Here is a 22,229-nt window from a genome sequence, read left to right as displayed (position 1 = left end):
AGGGCAGGGAATTTCGGTCGAGTTTCACCGGAGTCCCTGCCTTTTCCTTGTTCGGAGCCTTAAATCCCATGGCCGGCGGTCTCTTCGCACCCATCAACTCCCTCGTGGCCGATGTCGGCAGCCCTCCGATTCCGGAGGCGCAGAGCTGGACGCGGCGCTACGACGGATCCTTCGGGCCTCTGATCAATCTCTCCCAGGCGGTTCCCGGCAATGCGCCGCATGCGAGCTTCCTGGAGCGTCTCGCCTCGGTCGCGGGCGAGCCCGCGACCTCGCAATACGGGCCGATCAACGGGGACCTGGGCCTGAGGCAGGCTTACGCGGAGGAGATGTCGCGCCTCTACGAGGGCCGCATCGAGGCGGCCGACACGGCCATCACGGCAGGCTGCAACATGGCCTTCTTCGTCGCCATGATGCTGCTCGCCCGGCGAGGCGACGCGGTGCTTCTGCCGACACCCTGGTACTTCAATCACCAGATGAGCCTGGACATGCTGGGGGTCGAGCCGCGTCCGCTGCCGTGCCGGCCGGAGAACGGTTTCGTCCCGCTCCTGGAGGATGCCGAGGCGCTCATCGACGAGAAGGTCCGCGCCGTCGTTCTTGTGACGCCGAACAATCCGACCGGGGCCGTCTATCCCGCCCACGTCGTCGAGAGCTTCGCGGAGCTGTGCGCGCGGCGCGGCATTTATCTCGTGATCGACGAGACATACCGGGACTTCCTGCCCCAGGGAATGAACCGCGCGCATGGGCTCTTCACCGGCGAGGCCTGGCGCCGCAACGTGATCCAGCTCTATTCCTTCTCCAAGTCCTATGCGATTCCGGGGCACCGCATGGGGGCGATCACGGCGGATGCCGCGCTCGTCGAGCAGATCGCCAAGATTCTCGACTGCATCCAGATCTGCGCGCCCCGGACGGCTCAGGCCGTCCTGCCCTGGGCGATCGACGGCTTGCGCGCCTGGCGCGAGGAGAACCGGGCCGAGATCAACCGGCGTGCACAGGTTTTTCGGGAGGCGCTGGCGCCGCTTCCGGAGTGGCGCATCGAATCGGTGGGCGCCTATTTCGCGTATCTGCGGCATCCTTTCGAAGGAGCGAAGGCCCAGGCCGTCGCGGAGAAATTGGCGACCGAGCGCGGCGTTTTATGCCTGCCCGGAAGCTATTTCGGTCCCGGTCAGGACGGGCACCTGCGCATCGCGGTCGCCAATGTGGGCGCCCCTGTTCTGGCCACGCTCACGGACCGCCTGAAGGGCTTGGCCCTCTGACGCTCCGCCAAGGGGCGGCCACAATCTGCGTCGCAACCCTTGGCAGATCCAGTCGCCGGTTGTTACTCTAAACGGAACACCGGCGTTCCGCTGGAATGCCCAGGGATTTGATGTTGACCGTGAAAGCCGATGCGACGACCGAGGAGAGAGATCGACGCGCGGCCCCATCTGCTGGGGCCGGAAGCGCCTCGGCGTGGACTTCCGGACAGCCGGCGACATGGATCAGGCGGGACGCGAGAAGGCGTCCGCCCCGAAGCTATGCCGCGCTCGATCTCGGCACCAACAATTGCCGTCTCCTCATTGCGGAGCCCGCGCATTTCGGGTTCCGCGTCACGGACGCCTTCTCGCGAATCGTCCGGCTCGGCGAGGGGCTCGGCCTCGGCAACGCCTTGAGCGAGGATGCCATCGAGCGGACCATCGAGGCGCTTCGCGTGTGCCGCGACAAGATGGTCGCCAAGGAGGTGATCCGCGCGCGGCTGGTGGCGACGGAGGCCTGCCGCTTCGCCGAGAACGGTCTCTCGTTCATCGAGCGCGTCCGCAACGACCTGGAACTCGATCTCGAAATCGTCGACCGCAAGACCGAGGCCTATCTGGCCGTGACGGGCTGCGCGGCCCTGGTCGATCCGAAGGCGCAATCGGCGATCATCTTCGACATCGGCGGCGGATCGACGGAGATCGCCTGGCTCGACGGCCAGGCGCCGCATGCCTTCGCCGATCCCTGCAAGCGAATCCGCGCCTGGGATTCCCTGCCGGTCGGCGTCGTGACCCTCGCCGAGCGGCATGGGGGGGTTGACGTGACGCCCGAGAGCTTCGAGGGAATGGTCGAGGAGGTCTCCGACCTACTCATGGATTTCGCCCTCGTGGCGGCCGAGGCGGGACGGGCCAGGAACTTCCATCTCCTCGGCACGTCGGGAACCGTCACGACCGTGGGGGGTATTCACCTGGGCCTTGCCCGATACGACCGGCGCAGGGTCGATGGGATGTGGATGCGCAACCGCGAGATCTCGACGGTGATGAACCGCCTGCTGCATTCCAACTTTCAGCAGCGGGCCGACAATCCGTGCATCGGCCGGGAGAGGGCCGATCTGGTTCTGGCCGGCTGCGCCATTCTGGAGGCGATCCGCCGGGCCTTCCCTTCGGATCGCCTGCGCATCGCGGACCGGGGCTTACGCGAAGGAATTCTGATGAAGATGATGAGAGAAGACAGCGTATGGCGGGAGGGAGGCCGACGGTGAGCACCAAGTCCGGCTCGGGTGTCCGCAACCTGAAGCAGCGCGTGAAGACGGCGAACAAGCGCTCCCTCTCCTCGCAGAAATGGCTCGAGCGCCAGCTCAACGACCCCTACGTCGCCCGCGCGAAGCGCGAGGGCTATCGCTCGCGCGCGGCCTTCAAGCTTCTGGAGATCGACGAGAAATATCACATTCTCAAGCCCGGCCAGCGCGTCGTGGATCTTGGCGCGGCCCCCGGCGGCTGGTCCCAGATCGCGGCCAAGACGGCGGGGCCGAAAGGCAAGGTCGTCGGCATCGATCTTCTGCCCATCGATCCCATGGCGGGGGTGGAGTTCATCCAGCTCGACTTCCTGGACGAGAGCGCCCCGGGCAAGATCATCGAGCTGCTGGGCGGCCCCGCCGACGTCGTGATGTCCGACATGGCCGCCAACACCACCGGCCACAAGAAGACCGACCATCTGCGCATCATCGGGCTCGCGGAGGCCGCGATCTATTTCGCCCGCGAGATCCTGGCTCCCGGTGGCGCATTCCTCGCCAAGGTGTTCCAGGGCGGCACGGAAAACCAGCTCCTGACGGATCTCAAGCGCGACTTCGCCGTCGTTCGCCACGTGAAGCCCGCGGCAAGCCGGGCGGATTCGGCGGAACTCTATGTGCTGGCGACCGGTTTTCGGGGTGCGACAGAACGGACCTCATAAGAGCCACGCGCAGGGCGTGGCCGTTGCTCCATGGAAAGACCACGCCCATGACCACGCACAAGATCGGCATCATAGGCCTCGGCAAGATCGCGCAGGACCAGCACCTGCCGGCCATCCGGGCCAATCCGAATTTCGAGCTTCTGGCGGTTTCGAGCACGCGTGGGCTGACCGATAAGGACGCCCGGTACACCTTCCGGGATTATCGCGACCTTCTGGGCCTCAAGGACGTGGAGGCGGTTTCGATCTGCACCCCGCCGCAGGTGCGCCACCAGATCGCCCGCGAGGCGCTTCTGGCCGGCAAGAGCGTGCTTCTGGAAAAGCCGCCCGCCGCCACTCTGAGCGAGCTGGAGGATCTGCGGCACCTGGGCGAGAAGCAGGGCAGGACCGTCTTCACCACGTGGCACGCCCAATACAACAAGGCGGTCGAGGAGGCCAAGAAGGCGCTCGCCGGCTGGTCCATCAAGCGCCTCAAGGTGACCTGGAAGGAAGACGTGCGCCATTGGCATCCGGGCCAGCAATGGATCTGGGAGGCGGGCGGATTCGGCGTGTTCGACCCCGGCATCAACGCCCTCTCCATCGTGACCCGCATCATGCCCGAGCCCGTCTTCATCAAGACGGCCGACCTGGAGTTCCCGGCGAACAGGGATGCGCCGATTGCCGCCACGCTGCAGCTTCAGACGGGCCATACGGACGGGGAGCTTCAGGCGGTCTTCGATTGGCGCCAGACCGGCCCGCAGACCTGGGACATCGAGGTCGAAACGGAAGCGGGCTTTGCCCTCAAGCTCTCGCATGGCGGCAGCTGCCTGGAAATCGACGGCCGCCTCGTGGTGCAGGAGGAGCCTGCCGAGTACCAGGGCATCTATCGGCGCTTCGACGCGCTTCTCACCCTCGGCCGCTCCGAGGTCGACGACGCCCCGTTCCGCCTGGTGGCGGACGCCTTCATGATCGGCAAGCGCATCCAGGTGGAGGCGTTCGAGGATTAATAAGGCCTGCCGGGGAACCGATTCAGCTGCTCAGGCATGATTGTAACGAGCGCTCCCCGACAGGGCAGGAAGCGTCCGGTTGGTCGCGACGCGAAGGGCTCTTGCCGGATCGGGCGCGCACGAGAGTGCGGGAGGTTTGATCATGCAACGGCACCTGATTTTCTCTGCGATTGTGGCCGGTACCGCGGGACTTTTCCTGACCCATCCGGTTCCGGCTTCCGCCCTGACGATGAAGGAATGCAGCGCCAAGTATAAGGCCGCCCAGACGGCCGGAACCCTCGGAACGATGAAGTGGAACGATTTCCGCAAGGCACAGTGCGGAGAGACGGCGGCACCGGCGACAACCGGGGCCGTGACGCCTCCGCCCCAGGCCAAGCCGTCCACGGCGCAACCCGCTGCTCCGATGGTGCGAGGCAATGTGGTCTTCCCGACGTCCGTTTCGTCGAAATACTCGACTGAATCGGCCGGAAAAGCCCGGATGCATACCTGCCTCGATCAGTACAAGGCCAACCAGGCCTCCGGTGGGGCGAACAATGGCGGCTTGAAGTGGATCGAGAAGGGCGGCGGCTATTATTCGCAATGCAACACCCATCTGAAAGGCTGAGGGGCGTTGTTCGATCGCCCGTCATTCCGGACGCCGCCGCGCAGCTCCGGAATGACGGGCGAGGTCTCAAGCCAGATGCTTCTTCAGGAACCCGACCGTCCGGCTCCAGGCGAGACCGGCGACTTCCTTGTCGTAGCGGGCCGCATTGGTGTCGTTGTTGAAGGCATGGTTGGCGCCCTCGTAGACGTAGATCTCGTAGGTCTTGCCCGCCTGCTTGAGCGCCGCTTCGTAGGCCGGGATGCCTGCGTTGATGCGCTCGTCGAGGCCGCCGTAATGAAGCATGAGGGCGGCCCGGATCTTCGGCACGTCCTCCGCCTTCGGCTGCCCGCCGTAATAGGCGACGCCCGCGTTCAGGTCGGGCTCGTTGACGGCCAGCGTGTTGACCGCTCCGCCGCCCCAGCAGAAGCCGACGGCCCCGACCTTGCCGTTCCCGTCCGGGAGGCCCTTCAGATAGGCGACCGCCGCCTTGCCGCAGGCGATCACGTCCGGCGCCTTGAGCTGGCCGATCATGTCCCGGCCCTTGTCCTCGTCGTCGGGCGTGCCGCCGATCGGGGAGAGGTAGTCGAGGCCGAGCGCGATGAACCCCTCGGCGGCGATCCGGCGGGTCACGTCCTTGATATGCGGGTTGAGGCCACGGTTCTCATGGATGACGAGGACCGTCGGCAGCTTCCCGCTGCTGTCCTTCGGCTTCACGAGATAGCCCTTGAGCCCCTGAGGGCCGGGGATGTCGACCATGGCGGTCGCGATTCGCGGATCGTTTTCCTGGACCGTCTGCGCCATGGCGTAGTTGTTCTGCAGGAACGGCAGCAGGGCCGTTGCCGCAGCGGAGCTGCCGGCGAGGGCCGCCAGCCTGTCGAGGAAGGAGCGGCGGTTCATGCCGCCATGGGTGAAGTCGTCGTAAAGGTCGATGATGCGCTGATCCATGAAGGCCTCCCGCGGAGACCTTCTGGCCTCCCCGGAGGATGGTAGCGTCGAACCCTAGCGGCGTTCCACCTCCTCACTGAGATTTGTAGTGCCGTCGCCGAGGCCCGTGGCCGCGGGCTTCCGTTCGACGGCCCGGTGGCCCGACATTTCCGCGCCCGCCGTGGGCTCGAGGCGGGCGAAGGCGAAGCCCGCGAGGGCGGAGACCGCCGCCACGGCCCAGAAGGCCGGGCCGAAATCCTCTGCCGCGATGGCCTGCCTGCCGTGCATGTGGGCGACCGCCTCGACCACGAAGGCCCCGAAGGCGACGCCCATGCTCAGCGCCACCTGCTGGGCCGCGCTCGACAGGCTCGTCGCGTAGCTCATGTCGCGCTTCGACACCTCCGCGAAGGCGATGGCGTTCAGGCTCGTGAACTGGAGCGAGCGGAAGCAGCCGCCGATCAGCAGGATGATCATGATCAGCCAATGGGGCGTCGAGGGGGTGAAGAATCCGTTGAAGGCCACGAAGGCCGCCCCGATGAATGCGTTGATCGTCAGGACCCGGTGGAAGCCGAAACGCTCCAGGATCCGCTTGGCCATCGTCTTCATGAACAGCGCGCCCACGGCCGCCACGAAGGTGAGCGATCCCGATGCGACGGGGCTCAGGCCGAACCCGACCTGAAGCATCAGCGGCAGAAGGAAGGGAATCGCCCCGATGCCGACCCTGAACAGCGATCCGCCCACGATGCTGATGCGGAAGGTCGGCACTTTGAGAAGATCGAGCCGCAGAACCGGATGCGGCGTCCGCTTCGCGTGCCGGACATAGAGCGCCACGCACAGGATGCCGGCGACCACGCAGCCGAGCGACACCTCCTCGGGGATGAGATGGCGTCCGCCGGAGGCCAGCCCCAGCATCAGGAGGGCGAGGCCGCTGCCCGAGAGCAGGAAGCCCACGATATCGAGGGGCGGCGTGTCCTCCTCCCGGATGTTCGGCACGAACATCGTGCCGAGGATGATGCCGATGATGCCGATCGGGATGTTGATGAAGAAGATCCAGCGCCAGTGGAAATAGGTGGTGATGAAGCCCCCGAGAGGCGGGCCGACCACCGGGCCGATGAGGGCCGGGATGGTCAGAAGCGCCATGGCCTGCACCACCTCGTTGCGCGGCACGCTGCGCAGGATCACGAGACGCCCCACCGGCACCATCATGGCGCCGCCCATGCCCTGCACGAAGCGCGCGATGACGAAGCCTTCCAGGGAACCTGCGCCGGCGCTGGCGAGCGAACCCGCCATGAATACGCCGATGGCGACTGTGAAAATGGTCCGCGCGCCGTACTTGTCGGCCATCCAGCCGGAAATCGGGATGAAGATGGCAAGGCTCACCAGATAGGAGGTGAGGGCGAGCTTCAGGGCGATCGGGTCGGTGCCCAGGTCCAGGGCGATCATCGGGAGCGAGGTGGAAATCACCGTGGAGTCCATGTTTTCCATGAACAGGGCAGTGGCGATGATGAGGGGGAGAAGACGGACCTTGCGCAGCATGACCCGAGGGACTTAGCGCCCTTAGGAAATCTTGGAAAGCCGTTTCCTGCACGGCAGATCTTCTGAGAAAGCGTCCCTCGCCCCTTTGCGAAAGCGAAACACCGTGCTACGGACCCGTGCCAACTCGTCAAAGCGTTTTCGCTTCATCCGCCCTGTATTTTTAAGGAGTTGGCCATGGCCTCAATCGTCACGGATAAGATTATCGAAGGACTGACCTTCGACGACGTGTTGCTGCGGCCCGGTCGCTCCGAGGTGCTCCCCGGCGACGTGAACGTCGCCACGAGGCTCACCCGCACGATCCATCTCAACATGCCGATCGTCGCCTCCGCCATGGACACGGTGACGGAAGCCCGCATGGCCATCGCCATGGCCCAGAACGGCGGTCTCGGCGTGATCCACCGGAACCTCGAGCCCGAGATTCAGGCCGAGCAGGTGCGGCTGGTGAAGCGTTACGAGTCCGGCATGGTGATGAACCCCATCACCATCCACCCCGACGAGACCCTGGCCGATGCGCTGGCCATGATGAAGCATCACGGCATTTCCGGCATTCCCGTGGTCGAGCGTGGCCCCAACGGCACGAAGGGCAAGCTCGTCGGCATCCTGACGAACCGCGACGTGCGCTTCGCCAACAATCCCGGCCAGCCCGTTTCCGAGCTGATGACCAAGGACCGGCTCATCACCGTCCGCGAAGGCGTCAGCCAGGACGAGGCGCGCCGCCTCCTGCACCAATTCCGCATCGAGAAGCTGCTGGTTGTGGACGACCATTACCGCTGCATCGGCCTCATCACCGTGAAGGACATCGAGAAGCAGGTGGCCTATCCGAACGCGGCCAAGGACGAGCAGGGCCGTCTTCTGGTCGCCGCCGCCACCACCACGGGCGAGCAGGGCTTCGAGCGGGCCGAGCGCCTGATCGACGCGGGCTGCGACGTGGTCGTGGTCGACACCGCTCACGGCCATTCCGTGAAGGTCCTCGAAAGCGTCACCCGCGTGAAGAAGCTCTCCAACGCCGTTCAGGTCGTGGCCGGCAACGTGGCGACCCGGGAAGGCGCCCAGGCGCTGATCGACGCGGGCGCCGATGCGATCAAGGTCGGCATCGGTCCGGGATCCATCTGCACCACCCGCATCGTGGCGGGCGTTGGCGTCCCGCAGCTCACGGCGATCATGGAGGCGGTCGAGGCCGCTCACGCGGCGGATATCCCGGTCATCGCCGACGGCGGCATCAAGTTCTCGGGCGACCTCGCCAAGGCCCTGGCGGCCGGTGCCTCCTGCGCCATGGTCGGCTCGCTGCTCGCGGGCACGGACGAGACCCCCGGCGAAGTGTTCCTCTACCAGGGACGCTCCTACAAGTCCTATCGCGGCATGGGCTCGGTCGGCGCCATGGCGCGCGGCTCGGCGGACCGCTACTTCCAGGCGGAGGTGCGCGACACCCTCAAGCTCGTCCCCGAGGGCGTCGAGGGGCAGGTGGCCTATAAGGGGCCCGTCTCGGGCGTGCTCCATCAGCTCACCGGCGGCCTTCGCGCCTCCATGGGCTATGTGGGCGCGGCGACCCTGCCGGAATTCCGCGAGAAGGCGCAGTTCATCCGCATCTCGAGCGCCGGCCTTCGCGAAAGCCACGTCCATGACGTGACGATCACCCGGGAGAGCCCTAACTACCCGACTCGCAGTTAAGGGTTACCTTGAGTCCTCGCCCATGAGCATCACCGCCGTCCTCCTGCCCGTCTTCGTTCAGGTCGGGCTCACTTTCGCGCTGCTTCTCCGGCTCGGGAGTTCGCGCGTCGCGGCTCTCCGGACAGGTTCGGTCAAGACGGCGGATATCGCCCTGGGCGAGCGGAACTGGCCCAAGCGCGTTCTGCAGATCCAGAACGCGTATCACAACCAGTTCGAGCTGCCGGTGCTGTTCTACGCCCTGGTGATCCTCGGGCTGCTCACCCGCAAGGCGGACATGCTCTTCGTGGTCATGTCCTGGATGTTCGTGGTAAGCCGCCTCGTCCACGCCTTCATCCACACGACGTCCAACACGGTGCTGTGGCGATTTCAGGCCTTCGTGGTCGGGGTGATGATCCTGGCCGCCATGTGGATCGTCTTCGGCCTCAGGGTCTTCTTCGCGGAGGCGGGCCTTTGAAAGAGGCGGGACAGGCGCTTGCGTCCGTCCCGCTCTCGTCTCTCGGTAGCGTTCGTCGTTCAGTAGCGTTTGCCGCTTTCGAGCTGGGTCTTCGCATCCGTCATCTTGCGCGGCGGCGGGGTCGGGCCGACGGCCGGAGCCGTGGCGCAGGCGGCGATCGCCAGGGTCAGGCCGAGGGCCACGAGGCGAGGAAGAAACGACATTTTCGGAATGCTCCAAGCCGGATCGTGCGGAATGCACGCCGCTCTTGAATCCATTTCCGCGCATGTTGAGATATAGGAAATAACGTGTCGCTTTCGCGGCCAAGCTCGAGTGTGCTTTTTCGATGACACCTGCAGCCCGCATCTCCGCCGCCGTCGAGGTCCTCGACGATATCGAGTCCCGCCGGCGTCCCGCGGCGGAGGCCCTCAAGGATTGGGGCCTCTCCCATCGCTTCGCCGGCTCGAAGGACCGGGCCGCGATCGCGAGCCTCGTCTATGACGCCCTGCGCCGCAAAGCCTCGGCGGCCTGGATCATGGGCGAGAACACGCCGCGCGCGGTGATGCTCAGCATGCTCCGCCTCCAGCGAGGCATGGACGCCGGGGCCATCGCGGCCCTCTGCTCGGGCGAGCGGTTCGCCCCCGAGCCGCTGTCGGACGGCGAGCGCGCGAACCTGGCGGCTGCAAGCCTCAAAGGCGCTCCTGCCCATGTGGCGGGGGACTTTCCCGAATGGATCGCTCCCTCGCTCGAAGGTCTCCTCGGGGAAGATCTGGTTCCCGAGATGCAGGCGCTGGCCACCCGCGCGCCCCTGGACCTGCGCGTCAACACCCTCAAGGTTTCCTCCCGCGAGGAGGCGCACGACGCCCTGCCGCATCTCGGCGCGGTCGAGACCCCGCACTCGCCCTTGGGCCTGCGGATCGCGCCGAGCGAGGACGGGCGCGGCCCCGCCGTGCAGGCGGAACCGGAATTCATCAAGGGATGGTTCGAGATCCAGGACGAGGGGTCGCAGCTGGCGGCCCTGTTGTCGGCCGTGAAGCCCGGCGAGCAGGTGGTCGATCTGTGCGCCGGGGGCGGCGGCAAGACGCTGGCCCTCGCCGCCATGATGGAGAACCACGGGCAGATCTACGCCACGGACGGCGATACGCGCCGTCTGGCTCCCATCCACGACCGGCTGAGCCGGGCCGGGGTGCGCAATGTCCAGGTGCGCACGCCGCGGGGCGGCGCGGACCCCGTATCCGATCTCGACGGACGGATCGATTGCGTGCTGGTGGATGCGCCCTGCACGGGCGTGGGCACGTGGCGGCGCAATCCGGACGCCAAATGGCGCCTGCGCCCCGGCAGCCTGGAGGTGAGGCGGAAAGAGCAGGCGACCGTTCTCGACCGCGCGGCGGCTCTGGTGAAGCCCGGAGGACGGATCGTCTACATCACCTGCTCGATCCTGCCCGAGGAGAACGACGAGGCGCTCGAAGGCCTGCTGCAGCGCGCTCCCGGTTTCGAGACCGTGAAGGCCGAGGCTCTTCTCGCCTCGGCCGGCCTGTCGAACCTCTCCACCGTCGTCCGCCTCACGAAGCACGGGATCCAGCTGACGCCCGGGACGACCGGCACCGACGGCTTCTTCGTCGCCGCGCTGAAACGCCGCTCATAAAGGGAATGGGCCCGGTCGACGACGGACAGGATCGTCGGCCCTGCGCCCGGGTGGGGCTCTAAAATCCCATCGCGGGAGCGGGGCGTCGCGCCGAGCCCGTCGTTCCAGGGTCGGGATTCGGATTGCTCCGGGCGGCATCGAGGGCGTTGATCGAGGCGGCATGGCCCGCATAGGTCTTCCGCAGGAAGGCCTCGTCCTGGCTCAGATCGCTGCATCTCAGATGCCGCAGGGCCCGTTTGACCTCGGCGGTCTTGAGCAGGCGCCGCTTGTCGGCCTCTACCCAATGGGAGCATCCGAGCTTGCGGGTGATGAACTCGCGCACCTCCGGGAGCGCGCCCTGACTGAGCGTCTCGATCTTCTGCATGGACAATCCGTCGGGCATTCCCGAGCCCGGAAGGAAAAGTCCAAGCGATGAGAAAAGCGTTATAAACGTGAAGCGCCCCATGGCGGCCCCGTTAAAGGGCATGACACCGCGGCAGGGATGAGGGTAAAGCACCAGCACAACGCTCTGCCGAGATGTGCCCTCCTACCCGAAGTGAAGCAAATGGCTCAGACCCACGACAAGATTCTGATCATCGATTTTGGCTCTCAGGTAACCCAGCTCATAGCCCGCCGGGTTCGCGAGGACGGTGTCTATTCAGAGGTAGTTCCTTTTCAGAAAGCCGCCGAAGCGATCCGGACCATGAAGCCGAAAGGCGTGATCCTGTCCGGCGGTCCCGAATCCGTCACGACCGATGCTTCCCCGCGGGCTCCGGGCGAACTGTTCGAAACGGGGCTTCCCGTGTTCGGCATCTGCTACGGTCAGCAGACGATGGCGGCGCAGCTCGGCGGCGAGGTCGAGGGCGGACATCATTCGGAATTCGGCCGGGCCGAGATCGAGGTCCTGTCCGAGAGCCCGCTCTTCCAGGGAGTGTGGCAGGTCGGCAAGAAATATCCCGTGTGGATGAGCCATGGCGACCGGGTCACCAAGCTGCCGGAAGGCTTCGAGGTTCTGGCGGCTTCCGAGAATGCGCCCTTCGCGGTCGTGGCCGATGAGGAGCACAAGTTCTACGGCGTCCAGTTCCACCCGGAGGTCGTCCACACCCCGCAGGGCGCGCAGCTGATCCGGAACTTCGTCCGCGACATCGCGGGCTGCAAGGGCGACTGGACCATGAAGGCCTTCCGGGAGGAGGCGATCGAGCGCATTCGCGCCCAGGTCGGCTCCGGCCGCGTGATCTGCGGCCTGTCCGGCGGCGTCGATTCGGCCGTGGCGGCGGTGCTCATCCATGAGGCCATCGGCGACCAGCTCACCTGCGTCTTCGTCGATCACGGGCTGCTGCGCGCGTCGGAAGCCGAGCAGGTGGTGAGCCTCTTCCGCGACCATTACAACATCCCCCTCGTTCACGTTCAGGCGCAGAACCTGTTCATCGACGCGCTCGAGGGCGTGTCGGACCCCGAGGTCAAGCGCAAGACCATCGGCAAGCTCTTCATCGACGTGTTCGACGAGGAGGCGAAGAAGATCGGCGGCGCGGATTTCCTGGCGCAGGGAACCCTCTATCCCGACGTGATCGAGAGCGTGTCCTTCACGGGCGGCCCCTCGGTCACCATCAAGAGCCATCACAATGTGGGCGGCCTGCCCGAGCGCATGAAGATGAAGCTCGTGGAGCCCCTGCGCGAACTGTTCAAGGACGAGGTGCGCGTGCTCGGCCGCGAGCTCGGCCTTCCCGACGCCTTCGTGGGCCGTCATCCGTTCCCGGGGCCGGGCCTCGCGATCCGGGTTCCCGGCGAGATCACCCGCGAGAAGCTCGACATCCTGCGCAAGGCCGATGCGATCTATCTGGAGGAGATCCGCAATGCGGGCCTCTACGACGAGATCTGGCAGGCCTTCGCCGTGCTGCTCCCGGTCAAGACCGTGGGCGTGATGGGCGATGCGCGCACCTACGACCATGTCTGCGCGTTGCGCGCCGTCACCTCGATCGACGGCATGACGGCCGATTTCTACCCCTTCGACATGGCGTTCCTGGGCCGCGTCGCCACCCGCATCATCAACGAGGTGAAGGGCATCAACCGCGTGACCTACGACATCACCTCGAAGCCGCCCGGCACCATCGAGTGGGAGTGACCGCATGGCGACAGGCGAGGCCGTCACGATCTACGGCATCAAGAACTGCGACACGATGAAGAAGGCGCGGGCCTGGCTCGATGCCAACGGCGTTGCCTATGCTTTCCACGACTACAAGGCGGAGGGCATCGACCGGGCGCGTCTCGAAGGCTGGGTCTGCCAGGTCGGCTGGGAGACCCTTCTCAACCGGGCGGGCACGACCTTCCGCAAGCTCCCCGATGACGCCAAGACCGGCATGGACGAGCCCAAGGCGCTCGCGCTCATGCTCGACCAGCCCTCGATGATCAAGCGCCCCGTTCTCGAACGGGGCGGCCGCCTTCTCGTCGGGTTCAAGCCCGAGCAATACGAGGCGGCGGTCAGGTAGGGCGGAAGGTCCGTCCCTCGTTGCCACGGTCGGGCTTCGGCCCGTCCGCGTGTTCACGCTCACCGCGTCATCCCAATGCCGCCGCCATTACGCCTTGAGGTGATGGCGGATGCGCGCGAATGATGATCGAGAGTTCCGTCACCAAAGCAAAAGGCGGGCCGCTGGGCCCGCCTTTTTCGTTGCGCGAAGCGCCTTACTGGATCTTCGGCGGTTCGTCGAAGTTCAGGCTGGGCAGGCCGCCGTCGCCGCCCGGAGCGCCGAGGCCCGGCACCAGGAGCTCGTCGAGCTTCTTCTGCACCGCGGCCGGATCGACGGCGGGGCCGGCGGCTTTGTAGTGGGTGACCATCTGCGGGAAGGTCACCACCAGCGCCACCATGATGAGCTGGATGATCACGAAGGGCACGGCGCCCCAGTAGATCTGGCCCGTGGTCACCGGCTCCATCTTCTTGCCGGTCACGCGGTCGATATAGGGCACCTTCGGGGCCACCGAGCGCAGGAAGAACAGGGCGAAACCGAAGGGCGGGTGCATGAACGAGGTCTGCATGTTCACCGCGAGGATCACGCCGAACCAGATCAGGTCGATTCCCATCTTGTCCGCGGCGGGGCCGAGGAGCGGAATGATGATGAAGGCCAGCTCGAAGTAGTCGAGGAAGAACGCCAGGAAGAAGACCAGGACGTTGACCACGAGCAGGAAGCCGACCTGCCCGCCCGGGAGCGAGGTCAGCAGGTGCTCCACCCACAGGTGCCCGTTCACGCCGTAGAAGGTGAGCGAGAACACGCGCGCGCCGATCAGGATGAACAGCACGAAGGCCGAGAGCTTCGCCGTCGCTTCCGTCGCCTGGCGGACCAGGTTCCAGTTGAAGCGGTTCGGGTTGTTGTCGAGCTTGCGCTTGATCGCGGCCAGGATCACCGATCCGAGCGCGCCCATGGCGCCGCCTTCCGTCGGCGTCGCGAGGCCGATGAAGATCGTGCCGAGCACGAGGAATATGAGCAGCAGCGGGGGCACCATGACGAAGGTGACCTGCTGCGCCATGTTGGACATCAGGCGAAGGCCCGTGAAGCGCTCGATCAGGCCCACGACGAGGGCGTAGATCGCGCCGGCGAGCACCATCTCCATGGCGAGCGCGAGACCTTCGTGGTTCTGGGTGTGCAGCACGTAATAGACGCCCACGAGCAGGGCGACGAGAACCGCCGAGGTGGCGATGCGCTTCGCGCCGAGCATCTTGTTCATGAGCGCGCAGATCAGCGCCACCACGGTCGCCACGCAGATCGTGAGGATCACGAAATCCGCGCCCGCCTTGGTGCCGGTCTGCGACAGCACGTAATAGCCCACGAAGCCCGAGAAGACGACCAGGATGCCGAGCTGCCACACGCCGCGCGTGCCGTTCGGCTCCCGGTAGCCGATCGCCTCCGGCGGAAGGCCGGGAGCCGCTTTCGGGAACAGGATCGATATCCCCATGACGTAGGCGGCATAGAGCGCGGTCAGGATCAGGCCCGGAAGGAACGCGCCCTCGTACATGTCGCCCACCGAGCGGCCGAGCTGGTCGGCCATGACGATGAGAACGAGGGAGGGCGGGATGATCTGGGCGAGCGTGCCCGAGGCCGCGATCACGCCCGATGCCAACCGGCGGTCGTAGCCGTAGCGCAGCATGATCGGCAGCGAGATCAGGCCCATCGAGATCACGGAAGCGGCCACGACGCCCGTGGTGGCGGCGAGCAGCGCGCCCACGAAGATGACCGCGTAGGCGAGGCCGCCGCGCACCGGCCCGAAGAGCTGGCCGATCGTGTCGAGCAGGTCTTCGGCCATGCCCGACCGTTCGAGGATGTAGCCCATGAACGTGAAGAACGGCACCGCGAGCAGCACCTCGTTCGACATGGTGCCGAAGACGCGGTCGGGCAGGGCCTGGAGGAGGGGCCAGGAGAGGTTGATGGTCTCCGGCGCGAGGGGCGCGAGCTCCACCGCGATGAAGAAGAAGAGAAGGCCGTTCGCCGCGAGCGCGAAGGCGACCGGGTAGCCGAGCAGGAGGAAGACCACCAGCGCCGCGAACATGATCGGCGCGAGGTTCTGGGCAATCAAAGCAGCCATGGACGAAAAACTCCGAAAATCAGGTCAGGGCGGGGGTCAGCGGCTGCTGTTTCCCGGAGGTTCGTTCTCGGCCGCGATGCCGGAGAGCAGGCGTGCGGCCTCCGCCTCGGCGGACGCACCGTGTCCGCCCGTATCGTGCACGTCCTCGAGCTTGCCCTGCATGATGGCGACCCGCTTGATCAGCTCGCTCATCCACTGGAAGAACATGGAAATGAAGCCCAGCAGGATGAGGCCCTTGGCCGGCCAGATCAGCAGGCCGCCCGCGTTGGAGGAGACCTCGCCGGACGCGTAGGACTTCGCGAAATAGGGGATCGAGAGCCACAGCATCAGGGCCACGAAGGGAAGCAGGAAGAACACATGGCCGATGATGTCGATCCAGTCGCGGCCGCGCTTGGACAGGCGGCTGGAGAGGATGTCGATCCGGATGTGCTCGTTCGAGATCAGCGTCCAGGCGGCGCAGAGCATGAACACGGCGCCGAACAGGTACCATTGCAGCTCAAGCCAGGCATTGGAGGAGACGCCGAAGACCCGGCGGATGATGGCATTGATGGCCGAAACCAGGATCGCCACGACGATGGCCCAGGCGGCGATCTTGCCGACGCGTACGTTGATCGCATCGATGACGCGAGAAAGCTTGATGAGCGCGGTCACCTTCTGCCTCCCCCTTCGATAAAACGGTTATGGTTGGAATCTTAAGGCGTAGCTAGCGGTTTTTGGGCCGCTACACTATTCCGCCTTAGTCTATGCTGAAGATTAAACGGGTCAGTAACCGGGAAATTTTCGTGCCGCAAGATGCGCGATATTAAAAGTTTAGGCAGCGCAGGCGCTTATCGACAGGTCGAAACTTGCCGTATAGGAATCAAGACGTGCCGGTATGACTATCCTCGTCTGCGGTCCCGCCGGCCGCACGGCAGGGGCGGCGAGAGCGGCGAGCGTTTCTTAGTCTTTTGGAGGGCCATCGTGACGCTGCTTGTTCTGGGTCTGATCCTGTTCCTCGGCACCCATTCGTTCAGCATGGCGCGCCACCGTCGTGCCGCACTCATCGGGCGGATCGGCGAGGGGCCCTTCAAGGGGCTCTATTCGCTTCTGTCGCTCGCCGGAATCGTGCTCATCGCCATCGGCTACGGACATTATCGGGCCAACGGCTACATTCCGGTCTGGGACCCGCCGGTCTGGACGCGGCATCTGGCCCTTCCGCTCGTCCTGATCGCCTTCATCTGCGTGGCCGCTGCCTACCTTCCCGGGCACATCAAGCACCGTCTCAAGCATCCCATGCTGGCGGGCGTGAAGATCTGGGCCTTCGCGCATCTTCTCGCCAACGGCGATCTGGGCTCGATCCTGCTCTTCGGCTCCGTTCTGGCCTGGGCGGTGATGGCCCGCATCAGCGCCAAGCGCAGGGACGTGGCGGCCGAGCACGGGGGGACGGCCGCACCCGCCGGCTGGCGCAACGACATCCTGGCGGTCGTGATCGGCGCGGCCGTGTACGCGGCCTTCGTTCTCTGGCTCCATCAGCTCCTGATCGGCGTGCCCGTCCTGCCGCCCACGGGAGCGTGAAACCTCTCGCTCAGGAGGCTTCTCGCTCAGGAAACCTCTCGCCTTGCGCGGGGGTGTATGCTAGGCGACCCACTTCGATCGAAGGAGGCGGCCGCTCAGGCTGCATGGGGAAGATGGCCACGAACCGGAACGACGAGTTCATTCGCGAAGTCGACGAGGAATACCGCCGCGACCAGATGGCGAAGATCTGGCAGCGCTACAGCGGTCTCATCATCGCCGCCGTCATCCTCATCGTGGGCGGCGTCGGAGGCTGGCGCTACTGGGAGCATGTGCAGGAGACCCGTGCTCAGGCCGCGTCCGCGCGCTACGAGGACGCCCTGAAGCTCTCCGGCGAGAACAAGCCCCAGGAGGCCGAGGCTGCGCTGGAGGCGCTCGCGAAGGAAGGCGACACCGGCTACGGCCTCCTCGCCCGTTTCCGTCTGGCGGCCGAGCGCGGCCAGCAGAACGCCGAGCAGGGCGCGTCGGCCTACGACGCCCTGGCGAACGATTCCGGCGTCCCGGGGCTCTGGCGGGATCTGGCCCGTCTGCGCGCCGCGTGGCTGCGCCTCGACACGGCCGATCCGGCCCAGCTCCGCAAGACCGTGGAACCCATGGCCTCGCCCGCGAGCGCGTGGCGCCATTCGGCCAGGGAACTCTTGGGTCTGTCCGGCCTTAAGGCAGGCGACATGGATTACGCCGGGCGCTGGTTCGACCAGATCGCGGCCGACCGTGAGACGCCCCCGGCCCTCCGGCAGCGGCTTGCCGTCTACACCGCTCTCGTGGCGGGCGGCCCCGTTCAAGTCACTCAGTAAAGGCGGAGCACCAGGGACATGACGCCTACCGTCGCCATTGTCGGGCGGCCGAATGTCGGCAAGTCGACTCTCTTCAACCGCCTCGTGGGCAAGAAGCTGGCCCTCGTCGACGACCGTCCGGGAGTGACCCGCGACAGGCGCGAGGGCGAGGCGCGGCTCGGCGACCTGGAATTCCGGGTCATCGATACGGCGGGCCTGGAGGAGGCGACGGAGGAGTCGCTCCTCGGCCGCATGCGCGCCCAGACCGAAGCCGCCATCGCGGATGCGGACGTCATCCTCTTCGTGGTCGACGCCCGCGCCGGCATCCTGCCCGCGGACGGTCCCTTCGCCGAGATGGTGCGCCGGTCGGGCAAACCCGTGATCCTGATCGCCAACAAGGCGGAGGGCGGGTCCGGCATGGCGGGGGCCTACGACGCCTTCTCGCTCGGACTCGGCGAGCCGGTGCCGCTCTCCGCCGAGCATGGCGAGGGCATGGCCGATCTCTTCGAGGCCCTGATGCCTCACTTCCCCGAGCCCGGCGAGGACGAGGACGAGGAAGATCCAAACAAGCCGCTGCAGGTCGCCATCGTCGGCCGTCCCAATGCGGGCAAGTCGACGCTGATCAACCGCATGGTGGGCGAGGATCGCCTGCTCACGGGGCCCGAGGCGGGCATCACCCGCGATTCCATTTCCCTCGATTGGGAATGGCGCGGAAAGTCCGTGAAGCTCTTCGACACGGCGGGCCTGCGCAAGCGCGCCCGCGTCGAGGACAAGCTCGAAAAGCTCTCGGTCGCCGACGCCCTGCGGGCCGTGCGCTTCGCCGAGGTCGTCGTGGTGCTGCTCGATGCCACGATCCCCTTCGAGAAGCAGGATCTCTCCATCGTCGATCTGGTGGAGCAGGAGGGCCGCGCCCTCGTGATCGGCCTCAACAAATGGGACCTCGTGGCCGACAAGCCGGGTCTCCTCGCCGAGCTGAAGGAAAAGGCCTCCCGTCTGCTGCCGCAGGTGAAGGGCGCGCCCGTGGTGCCGCTTTCGGGGCTTGCCGGCAGCGGCATCGATCCGCTCATGAAGGCGGTGTTCCAGGTCTACGAAACCTGGAACCGGCGCATCTCGACCGCGAAGCTCAACCAATGGCTTCAGGAGGCCATCGACGCCAACCCGCCGCCCGCCGTATCGGGGCGGCGCATCAAGATCCGCTACATGACGCAGGTGAAGGCGCGCCCGCCGCATTTCGCCATCTTCGGCAACCAGCTCGACGCTCTGCCGAAGAGCTACACGCGCTACCTCGTCAACAATATCCGCCAGGCCTTCGACCTGCCGGGAGTGCCGATCCGCGTGTCGCTGCGCATGGGCCAGAACCCTTACGACAAGGACAAGCGGGGATAAGGCTTCCGGCCGATCCCCGCCTCTCGGGCCGTCCCGGCCTCTCAAATCATCCCGGCCAGGTCGCGGCCCCTCTCATGCCGCGGCTTTCATCTCGAACGTGGTGTCGTGGAACTGCGTGAGGGTCGAGCGGTGGCCGATGCTGAGGATGGTGGGTTTCCAGGGGGCCTCCCGCAGCAGGGTATAGACCTGCCGCTCCGTGTCCTCGTCGAGGGCCGAGGTCGCTTCGTCGAGAAAGACCGTGCGGGGTTTCGCCAGCAGCACGCGGGCGAAGCCGAGGCGCTGCTGCTCGCCGCCGGAGAGGCGCTGGCTCCACTGGTCGACCGTGTCGAGATGCGCCACGAGATGGCCGAGGCGCACCGCCTCGAGAACCCGCGCGATCTCCGCGTCGTCGGTCGAGGGCGCGGCCGGGTAGAAGGCGGCCTGCCTCAGGGTTCCGAGCGGGATGTAGGGCTTCTGCGGCACGAAGAACACGTCGCCCTCGGGGAAGGAGACCTCCCCGCTGGCATGGGGCCAGATGCCCGCCACCGCGCGCAGCAGCGTGCTCTTGCCCGCGCCCGACGGTCCCTTGATCAGCACGGCCTCGCCGGAGGCCGCCTCCATGGTCACGCCCGTGGTGATGACGCGCCGGTCCGGCAGCGCGAGCTCGAGGTCGCGCACCAGGAATGTCTCGCCCTTGCGCTCCGCCGCGACGGCGGAGGGAACGGCCGCCTTCAGGGCGTCGAGTTCGGCGCGGAAGCCCTTGAGGCGCTCGGTCGTCGCGCGCCATTGGGCGATCTGGCCGTAGCTCGTGATGAAGAAGTTGAGGCAGGCCTGCACGGCACCGCAGGCGGCCGCGATCTGCATCACTTGGGCGAAGCCGATCTGACCGTAGAAATAGCGTGGCGCCGCGAGCAGGATGGGCAGGATGGTGCTGAACTGTCCATGGGCATGGGCGAAGAGGCCGATGGAGCGTTCGCGCCGCATGATGCCCCGGAAATTCTGCACCACCTTGCTCCAGCGCGCCCCGATGACGGCGGCCTCGCGCTCCTCGCCGCGATAGAACGCGATGGTCTCCGCATTCTCGCGCAGGCGCGCGAGGCTGTAGCGGAAGTCGCTTTCGAGGTTCTGGTTGGCCGTGTGGAGCCTGGCGAGCGGGTGCCCGATGAGATGCGTGAACCAACTCGCCAGGAACGTGTAGCCGAACACCGCGAAGACCATGTACCCGGCGATGGAATAGCCGGCGATCGTGACCGTGCCGCTGAGCGTCCACAGAATGGCCGTGAAGGCCACCAGGCTGACCGCGACGTCCAGGAAGCCGACCACGAGATTGATCGTCTGCCCGGCGAAGAGGCCGAGATCCTCCACGATCCGCTGATCGGGGTTGACGCCATGCGCATCGCCGATCTGCAGGCGGTAATAGGCGCGGTTGGCGAGCCAGTCCTGCGTGTAACGGCGCACGAGCCAGTCGCGCCACCGGAGTTTCAGGCTCTCGGACACCCAATGGGAATAGACGAGGGTCGCGATGAAGCTGCCGGCGATCAGCGCGAAGACGCCGATCTGTTTTGCGAATTCCGCGATGTCGCGGTGCTCGATGGCCGCGTAGAAGCTCGCATACCAGTTGTTCTGCTGCACGCAGATCCAGACGGCCGTGAACTTGATGGCGAGGAGGAGCGCGAGCATGCGCCGCGCATAGGACTTCTCCTCCGAATGCCAGTAGGGCCGGGCAAGAATCCAGACGTCGCGAAGGAATGCGTTGCGAAGCGGGAAGAAGGAGAGGAGAGCGGACAGCCGTCCCCGTTGCGCCGAATGTGCCGGCGCGGCCGTTTGAATGAACATGGATAGGCCCCGGCAACCCGCCGCGCCGGAACTCTGACGGCCCTGTGCGCGACGCGTTGCTCTTGAGATCCTGTCGGAGCGCCGCATTCCGCGTGTCGCCCCCGGCAGAACAATGTGATGTGCTGTGAGTATTCGGTGAGAGAAGAAGGCGCTTCTCAAGCATTCGCCGGTCGGCGAATTCCTGATGCGGCGATGATTAACGCTGCCAAAATGAACTTCTGCTGAAGAATCCGGCGCCGGCGCGCCGCACGGGTTCGGCGGGAAAGCAAAAAGGCAGCCCGGATAGGGCTGCCTTCAGTAAACGGCCAATATGTCGCAGGGCGCGATCAGCGCATCGTGCGAAAAAGTGGCCCGGTTTTTCGCCGGAACGATGCGCTCACCTCAGAAGGGAGCATCGGATCGATCCCAAAAGTGGATTCCACTTCCCGCGTCCGATGCTCTAGGCCGGCATTTGCGGCGTGACGACCTTCCCGTCCTGCTTGAAATCGTAGATCTTCCCCGTCTCGGTCCAGGAGGGCAGGGCGAGCTTCACGATGTGGGGCGCAAGGTCCTCGGGGGTCTTGAGGGTCAGGGGATCCTCGCCCGGCATGGCGGCGCGGCGCATCGAGGTGCGAAGCGCACCGGGGCTCAGGAGCATGACCTTGACCGGCGTGGTCGCCGTCTCAGCCGCATAGGTGCGCACGAGCGCCTCGAGGGCGGCCTTGGAGACCGAATAGACGCCCCAATAGGCCTTGCAGGAATGGGCGGCGCCCGAGGTCAGGAAGATCGCGCGTCCGGCGTCGGAGGCGCGCAGCAGCGGATCGAAGGAGCGGATCAGGCGGTAATTGGCCGTGACGTTGACGGTCATCACCTCGTCCCAGACCGGCTGGTCGACATGGGTGATCGGCGCCAGTTCGCCGAGCTGGCCCGCATTGCCGAGGAGGATGTCGAGCTTGCCCCAGCGCTCGTAGATCGCGGCCCCGAGGCGGTCGAGGGCGTCGAGATCCTTCAGGTTCACCGGAACCAGGGTCGCGGACGACCCTCTCGCGCGGATTTCGTCGTCGAGGCTCTCGAGGGCGCCCTGCGTGCGGGCCAGCGCGATGATGTGCGCACCGGCCTCGGCCAGGGCCAGGGCGGCCGCGCGGCCGATGCCGCGCGATGCGCCCGTGACGACCGCCACGCGGTTGAGAAGGGGTTTGTCCATGAGACGTCCTCAGAGCATGTT

The 22,229-nt window shown here is 66.1% G+C and carries 21 protein-coding genes; 13 read left to right on the top strand and 8 right to left on the bottom strand.

The genetic code is table 11. The annotated features are described in order from the left end of the window. Positions 1–68 precede the first annotated feature (68 nt). The 5 genes from RE429_RS13260 (at position 69) to RE429_RS13240 (ending at position 4,764) form a co-directional block, all read left to right on the top strand. On the top strand, positions 69–1,253 hold the full coding sequence (locus RE429_RS13260) for an aminotransferase (protein WP_414471226.1): 1,185 nt from the start codon (positions 69–71) through the stop codon (positions 1,251–1,253). A gap of 110 nt (positions 1,254–1,363) precedes the next feature. Further along, positions 1,364–2,488, top strand: a complete 1,125-nt coding sequence (locus RE429_RS13255) for a Ppx/GppA phosphatase family protein (protein WP_414471225.1) — start codon at positions 1,364–1,366, stop codon at positions 2,486–2,488. After that, positions 2,464–3,177, top strand: coding sequence for an RlmE family RNA methyltransferase (locus RE429_RS13250; RefSeq protein ID WP_414471224.1), 714 nt, complete (start codon positions 2,464–2,466; stop codon positions 3,175–3,177). The genes RE429_RS13255 and RE429_RS13250 overlap by 25 nt, the downstream gene beginning before the upstream one ends. A gap of 47 nt (positions 3,178–3,224) precedes the next feature. Continuing rightward, complete coding sequence (locus RE429_RS13245; RefSeq protein ID WP_414471223.1) at positions 3,225–4,160, top strand: Gfo/Idh/MocA family protein; 936 nt, start codon at positions 3,225–3,227, stop codon at positions 4,158–4,160. Between the two features lie 142 nt (positions 4,161–4,302). Beyond that, positions 4,303–4,764 carry a hypothetical protein gene (locus RE429_RS13240; RefSeq protein ID WP_414471222.1) on the top strand — a complete coding sequence of 154 codons (462 nt, stop codon included), beginning with the start codon at positions 4,303–4,305 and terminating at the stop codon, positions 4,762–4,764. A gap of 66 nt (positions 4,765–4,830) precedes the next feature. Here the strand turns inward: RE429_RS13240 and RE429_RS13235 are convergent, their stop codons facing one another. Together RE429_RS13235 and RE429_RS13230 are read right to left on the bottom strand one after the other, a co-directional pair. Further along, on the bottom strand, positions 4,831–5,688 hold the full coding sequence (locus RE429_RS13235; protein WP_414471221.1) for a dienelactone hydrolase family protein: 858 nt from the start codon (positions 5,686–5,688) through the stop codon (positions 4,831–4,833). Positions 5,689–5,742: 54 nt separating this feature from the next. Beyond that, on the bottom strand, positions 5,743–7,200 hold the full coding sequence (locus RE429_RS13230; RefSeq protein WP_414474195.1) for a DHA2 family efflux MFS transporter permease subunit: 1,458 nt from the start codon (positions 7,198–7,200) through the stop codon (positions 5,743–5,745). A gap of 177 nt (positions 7,201–7,377) precedes the next feature. On the opposite strand from RE429_RS13230, the gene guaB reads away from it, so the two are divergent. Both guaB and RE429_RS13220 read left to right on the top strand, forming a co-directional pair. Next, complete coding sequence (guaB, locus tag RE429_RS13225) at positions 7,378–8,871, top strand: IMP dehydrogenase (protein WP_414471220.1); 1,494 nt, start codon at positions 7,378–7,380, stop codon at positions 8,869–8,871. 22 nt (positions 8,872–8,893) lie between these two features. Beyond that, a complete protein-coding gene (locus RE429_RS13220) occupies positions 8,894–9,325 on the top strand; it encodes an MAPEG family protein (protein ID WP_414471219.1) in 432 nt (143 codons plus the stop codon). 59 nt (positions 9,326–9,384) lie between these two features. Here RE429_RS13220 and RE429_RS13215 read toward each other — a convergent pair whose 3' ends face one another. Further along, a complete protein-coding gene (locus tag RE429_RS13215; RefSeq protein WP_414471218.1) occupies positions 9,385–9,528 on the bottom strand; it encodes a hypothetical protein in 144 nt (47 codons plus the stop codon). 122 nt (positions 9,529–9,650) lie between these two features. Here RE429_RS13215 and RE429_RS13210 point away from each other — a divergent pair, with 122 nt between their 5' ends. After that, a complete protein-coding gene (locus RE429_RS13210) occupies positions 9,651–10,949 on the top strand; it encodes an RsmB/NOP family class I SAM-dependent RNA methyltransferase (protein ID WP_414471217.1) in 1,299 nt (432 codons plus the stop codon). 58 nt (positions 10,950–11,007) lie between these two features. Here RE429_RS13210 and RE429_RS13205 read toward each other — a convergent pair whose 3' ends face one another. Further along, positions 11,008–11,313, bottom strand: coding sequence for a hypothetical protein (locus tag RE429_RS13205; protein WP_414471216.1), 306 nt, complete (start codon positions 11,311–11,313; stop codon positions 11,008–11,010). A 180-nt stretch (positions 11,314–11,493) separates the two neighbouring features. Here RE429_RS13205 and guaA point away from each other — a divergent pair, with 180 nt between their 5' ends. Continuing rightward, positions 11,494–13,050, top strand: a complete 1,557-nt coding sequence (guaA, locus tag RE429_RS13200; protein ID WP_414471215.1) for a glutamine-hydrolyzing GMP synthase — start codon at positions 11,494–11,496, stop codon at positions 13,048–13,050. A 4-nt stretch (positions 13,051–13,054) separates the two neighbouring features. Continuing rightward, positions 13,055–13,414, top strand: coding sequence for an ArsC family reductase (locus RE429_RS13195; protein ID WP_414471214.1), 360 nt, complete (start codon positions 13,055–13,057; stop codon positions 13,412–13,414). Between the two features lie 193 nt (positions 13,415–13,607). Here the strand turns inward: RE429_RS13195 and RE429_RS13190 are convergent, their stop codons facing one another. Together RE429_RS13190 and RE429_RS13185 are read right to left on the bottom strand one after the other, a co-directional pair. Beyond that, complete coding sequence (locus RE429_RS13190; RefSeq protein ID WP_414471213.1) at positions 13,608–15,500, bottom strand: TRAP transporter large permease; 1,893 nt, start codon at positions 15,498–15,500, stop codon at positions 13,608–13,610. Positions 15,501–15,536: 36 nt separating this feature from the next. After that, a complete protein-coding gene (locus RE429_RS13185; RefSeq protein WP_414471212.1) occupies positions 15,537–16,151 on the bottom strand; it encodes a TRAP transporter small permease subunit in 615 nt (204 codons plus the stop codon). A 309-nt stretch (positions 16,152–16,460) separates the two neighbouring features. On the opposite strand from RE429_RS13185, the gene RE429_RS13180 reads away from it, so the two are divergent. From RE429_RS13180 to der, 3 genes are all read left to right on the top strand, one after another. Further along, the gene (locus tag RE429_RS13180; RefSeq protein ID WP_370437174.1) at positions 16,461–17,054 is read left to right on the top strand and encodes an NnrU family protein; all 594 of its coding nucleotides are present in this window, start codon (positions 16,461–16,463) and stop codon (positions 17,052–17,054) included. A 113-nt stretch (positions 17,055–17,167) separates the two neighbouring features. Next, positions 17,168–17,845, top strand: coding sequence for a tetratricopeptide repeat protein (locus tag RE429_RS13175; RefSeq protein WP_414471211.1), 678 nt, complete (start codon positions 17,168–17,170; stop codon positions 17,843–17,845). Positions 17,846–17,863: 18 nt separating this feature from the next. Continuing rightward, positions 17,864–19,210 (top strand): ribosome biogenesis GTPase Der, encoded by a 1,347-nt coding sequence (gene der, locus RE429_RS13170; protein WP_414471210.1) that lies wholly within the window; start codon positions 17,864–17,866, stop codon positions 19,208–19,210. A 72-nt stretch (positions 19,211–19,282) separates the two neighbouring features. Here the strand turns inward: der and RE429_RS13165 are convergent, their stop codons facing one another. Continuing rightward, positions 19,283–21,025 (bottom strand): ABC transporter ATP-binding protein/permease, encoded by a 1,743-nt coding sequence (locus RE429_RS13165; protein WP_414471209.1) that lies wholly within the window; start codon positions 21,023–21,025, stop codon positions 19,283–19,285. A gap of 439 nt (positions 21,026–21,464) precedes the next feature. Further along, on the bottom strand, positions 21,465–22,208 hold the full coding sequence (locus RE429_RS13160) for an SDR family NAD(P)-dependent oxidoreductase (protein ID WP_414471208.1): 744 nt from the start codon (positions 22,206–22,208) through the stop codon (positions 21,465–21,467). Positions 22,209–22,229 lie beyond the last annotated feature (21 nt).

Origin of the sequence: Microvirga sp. M2 (genome assembly GCF_047497095.1) — a bacterium.
Taxonomy (GTDB): domain Bacteria; phylum Pseudomonadota; class Alphaproteobacteria; order Rhizobiales; family Beijerinckiaceae; genus Microvirga.
The sequence above is the reverse complement of the archived record's forward strand: the minus strand, read 5'-3'. Positions and strand labels throughout refer to the sequence as shown.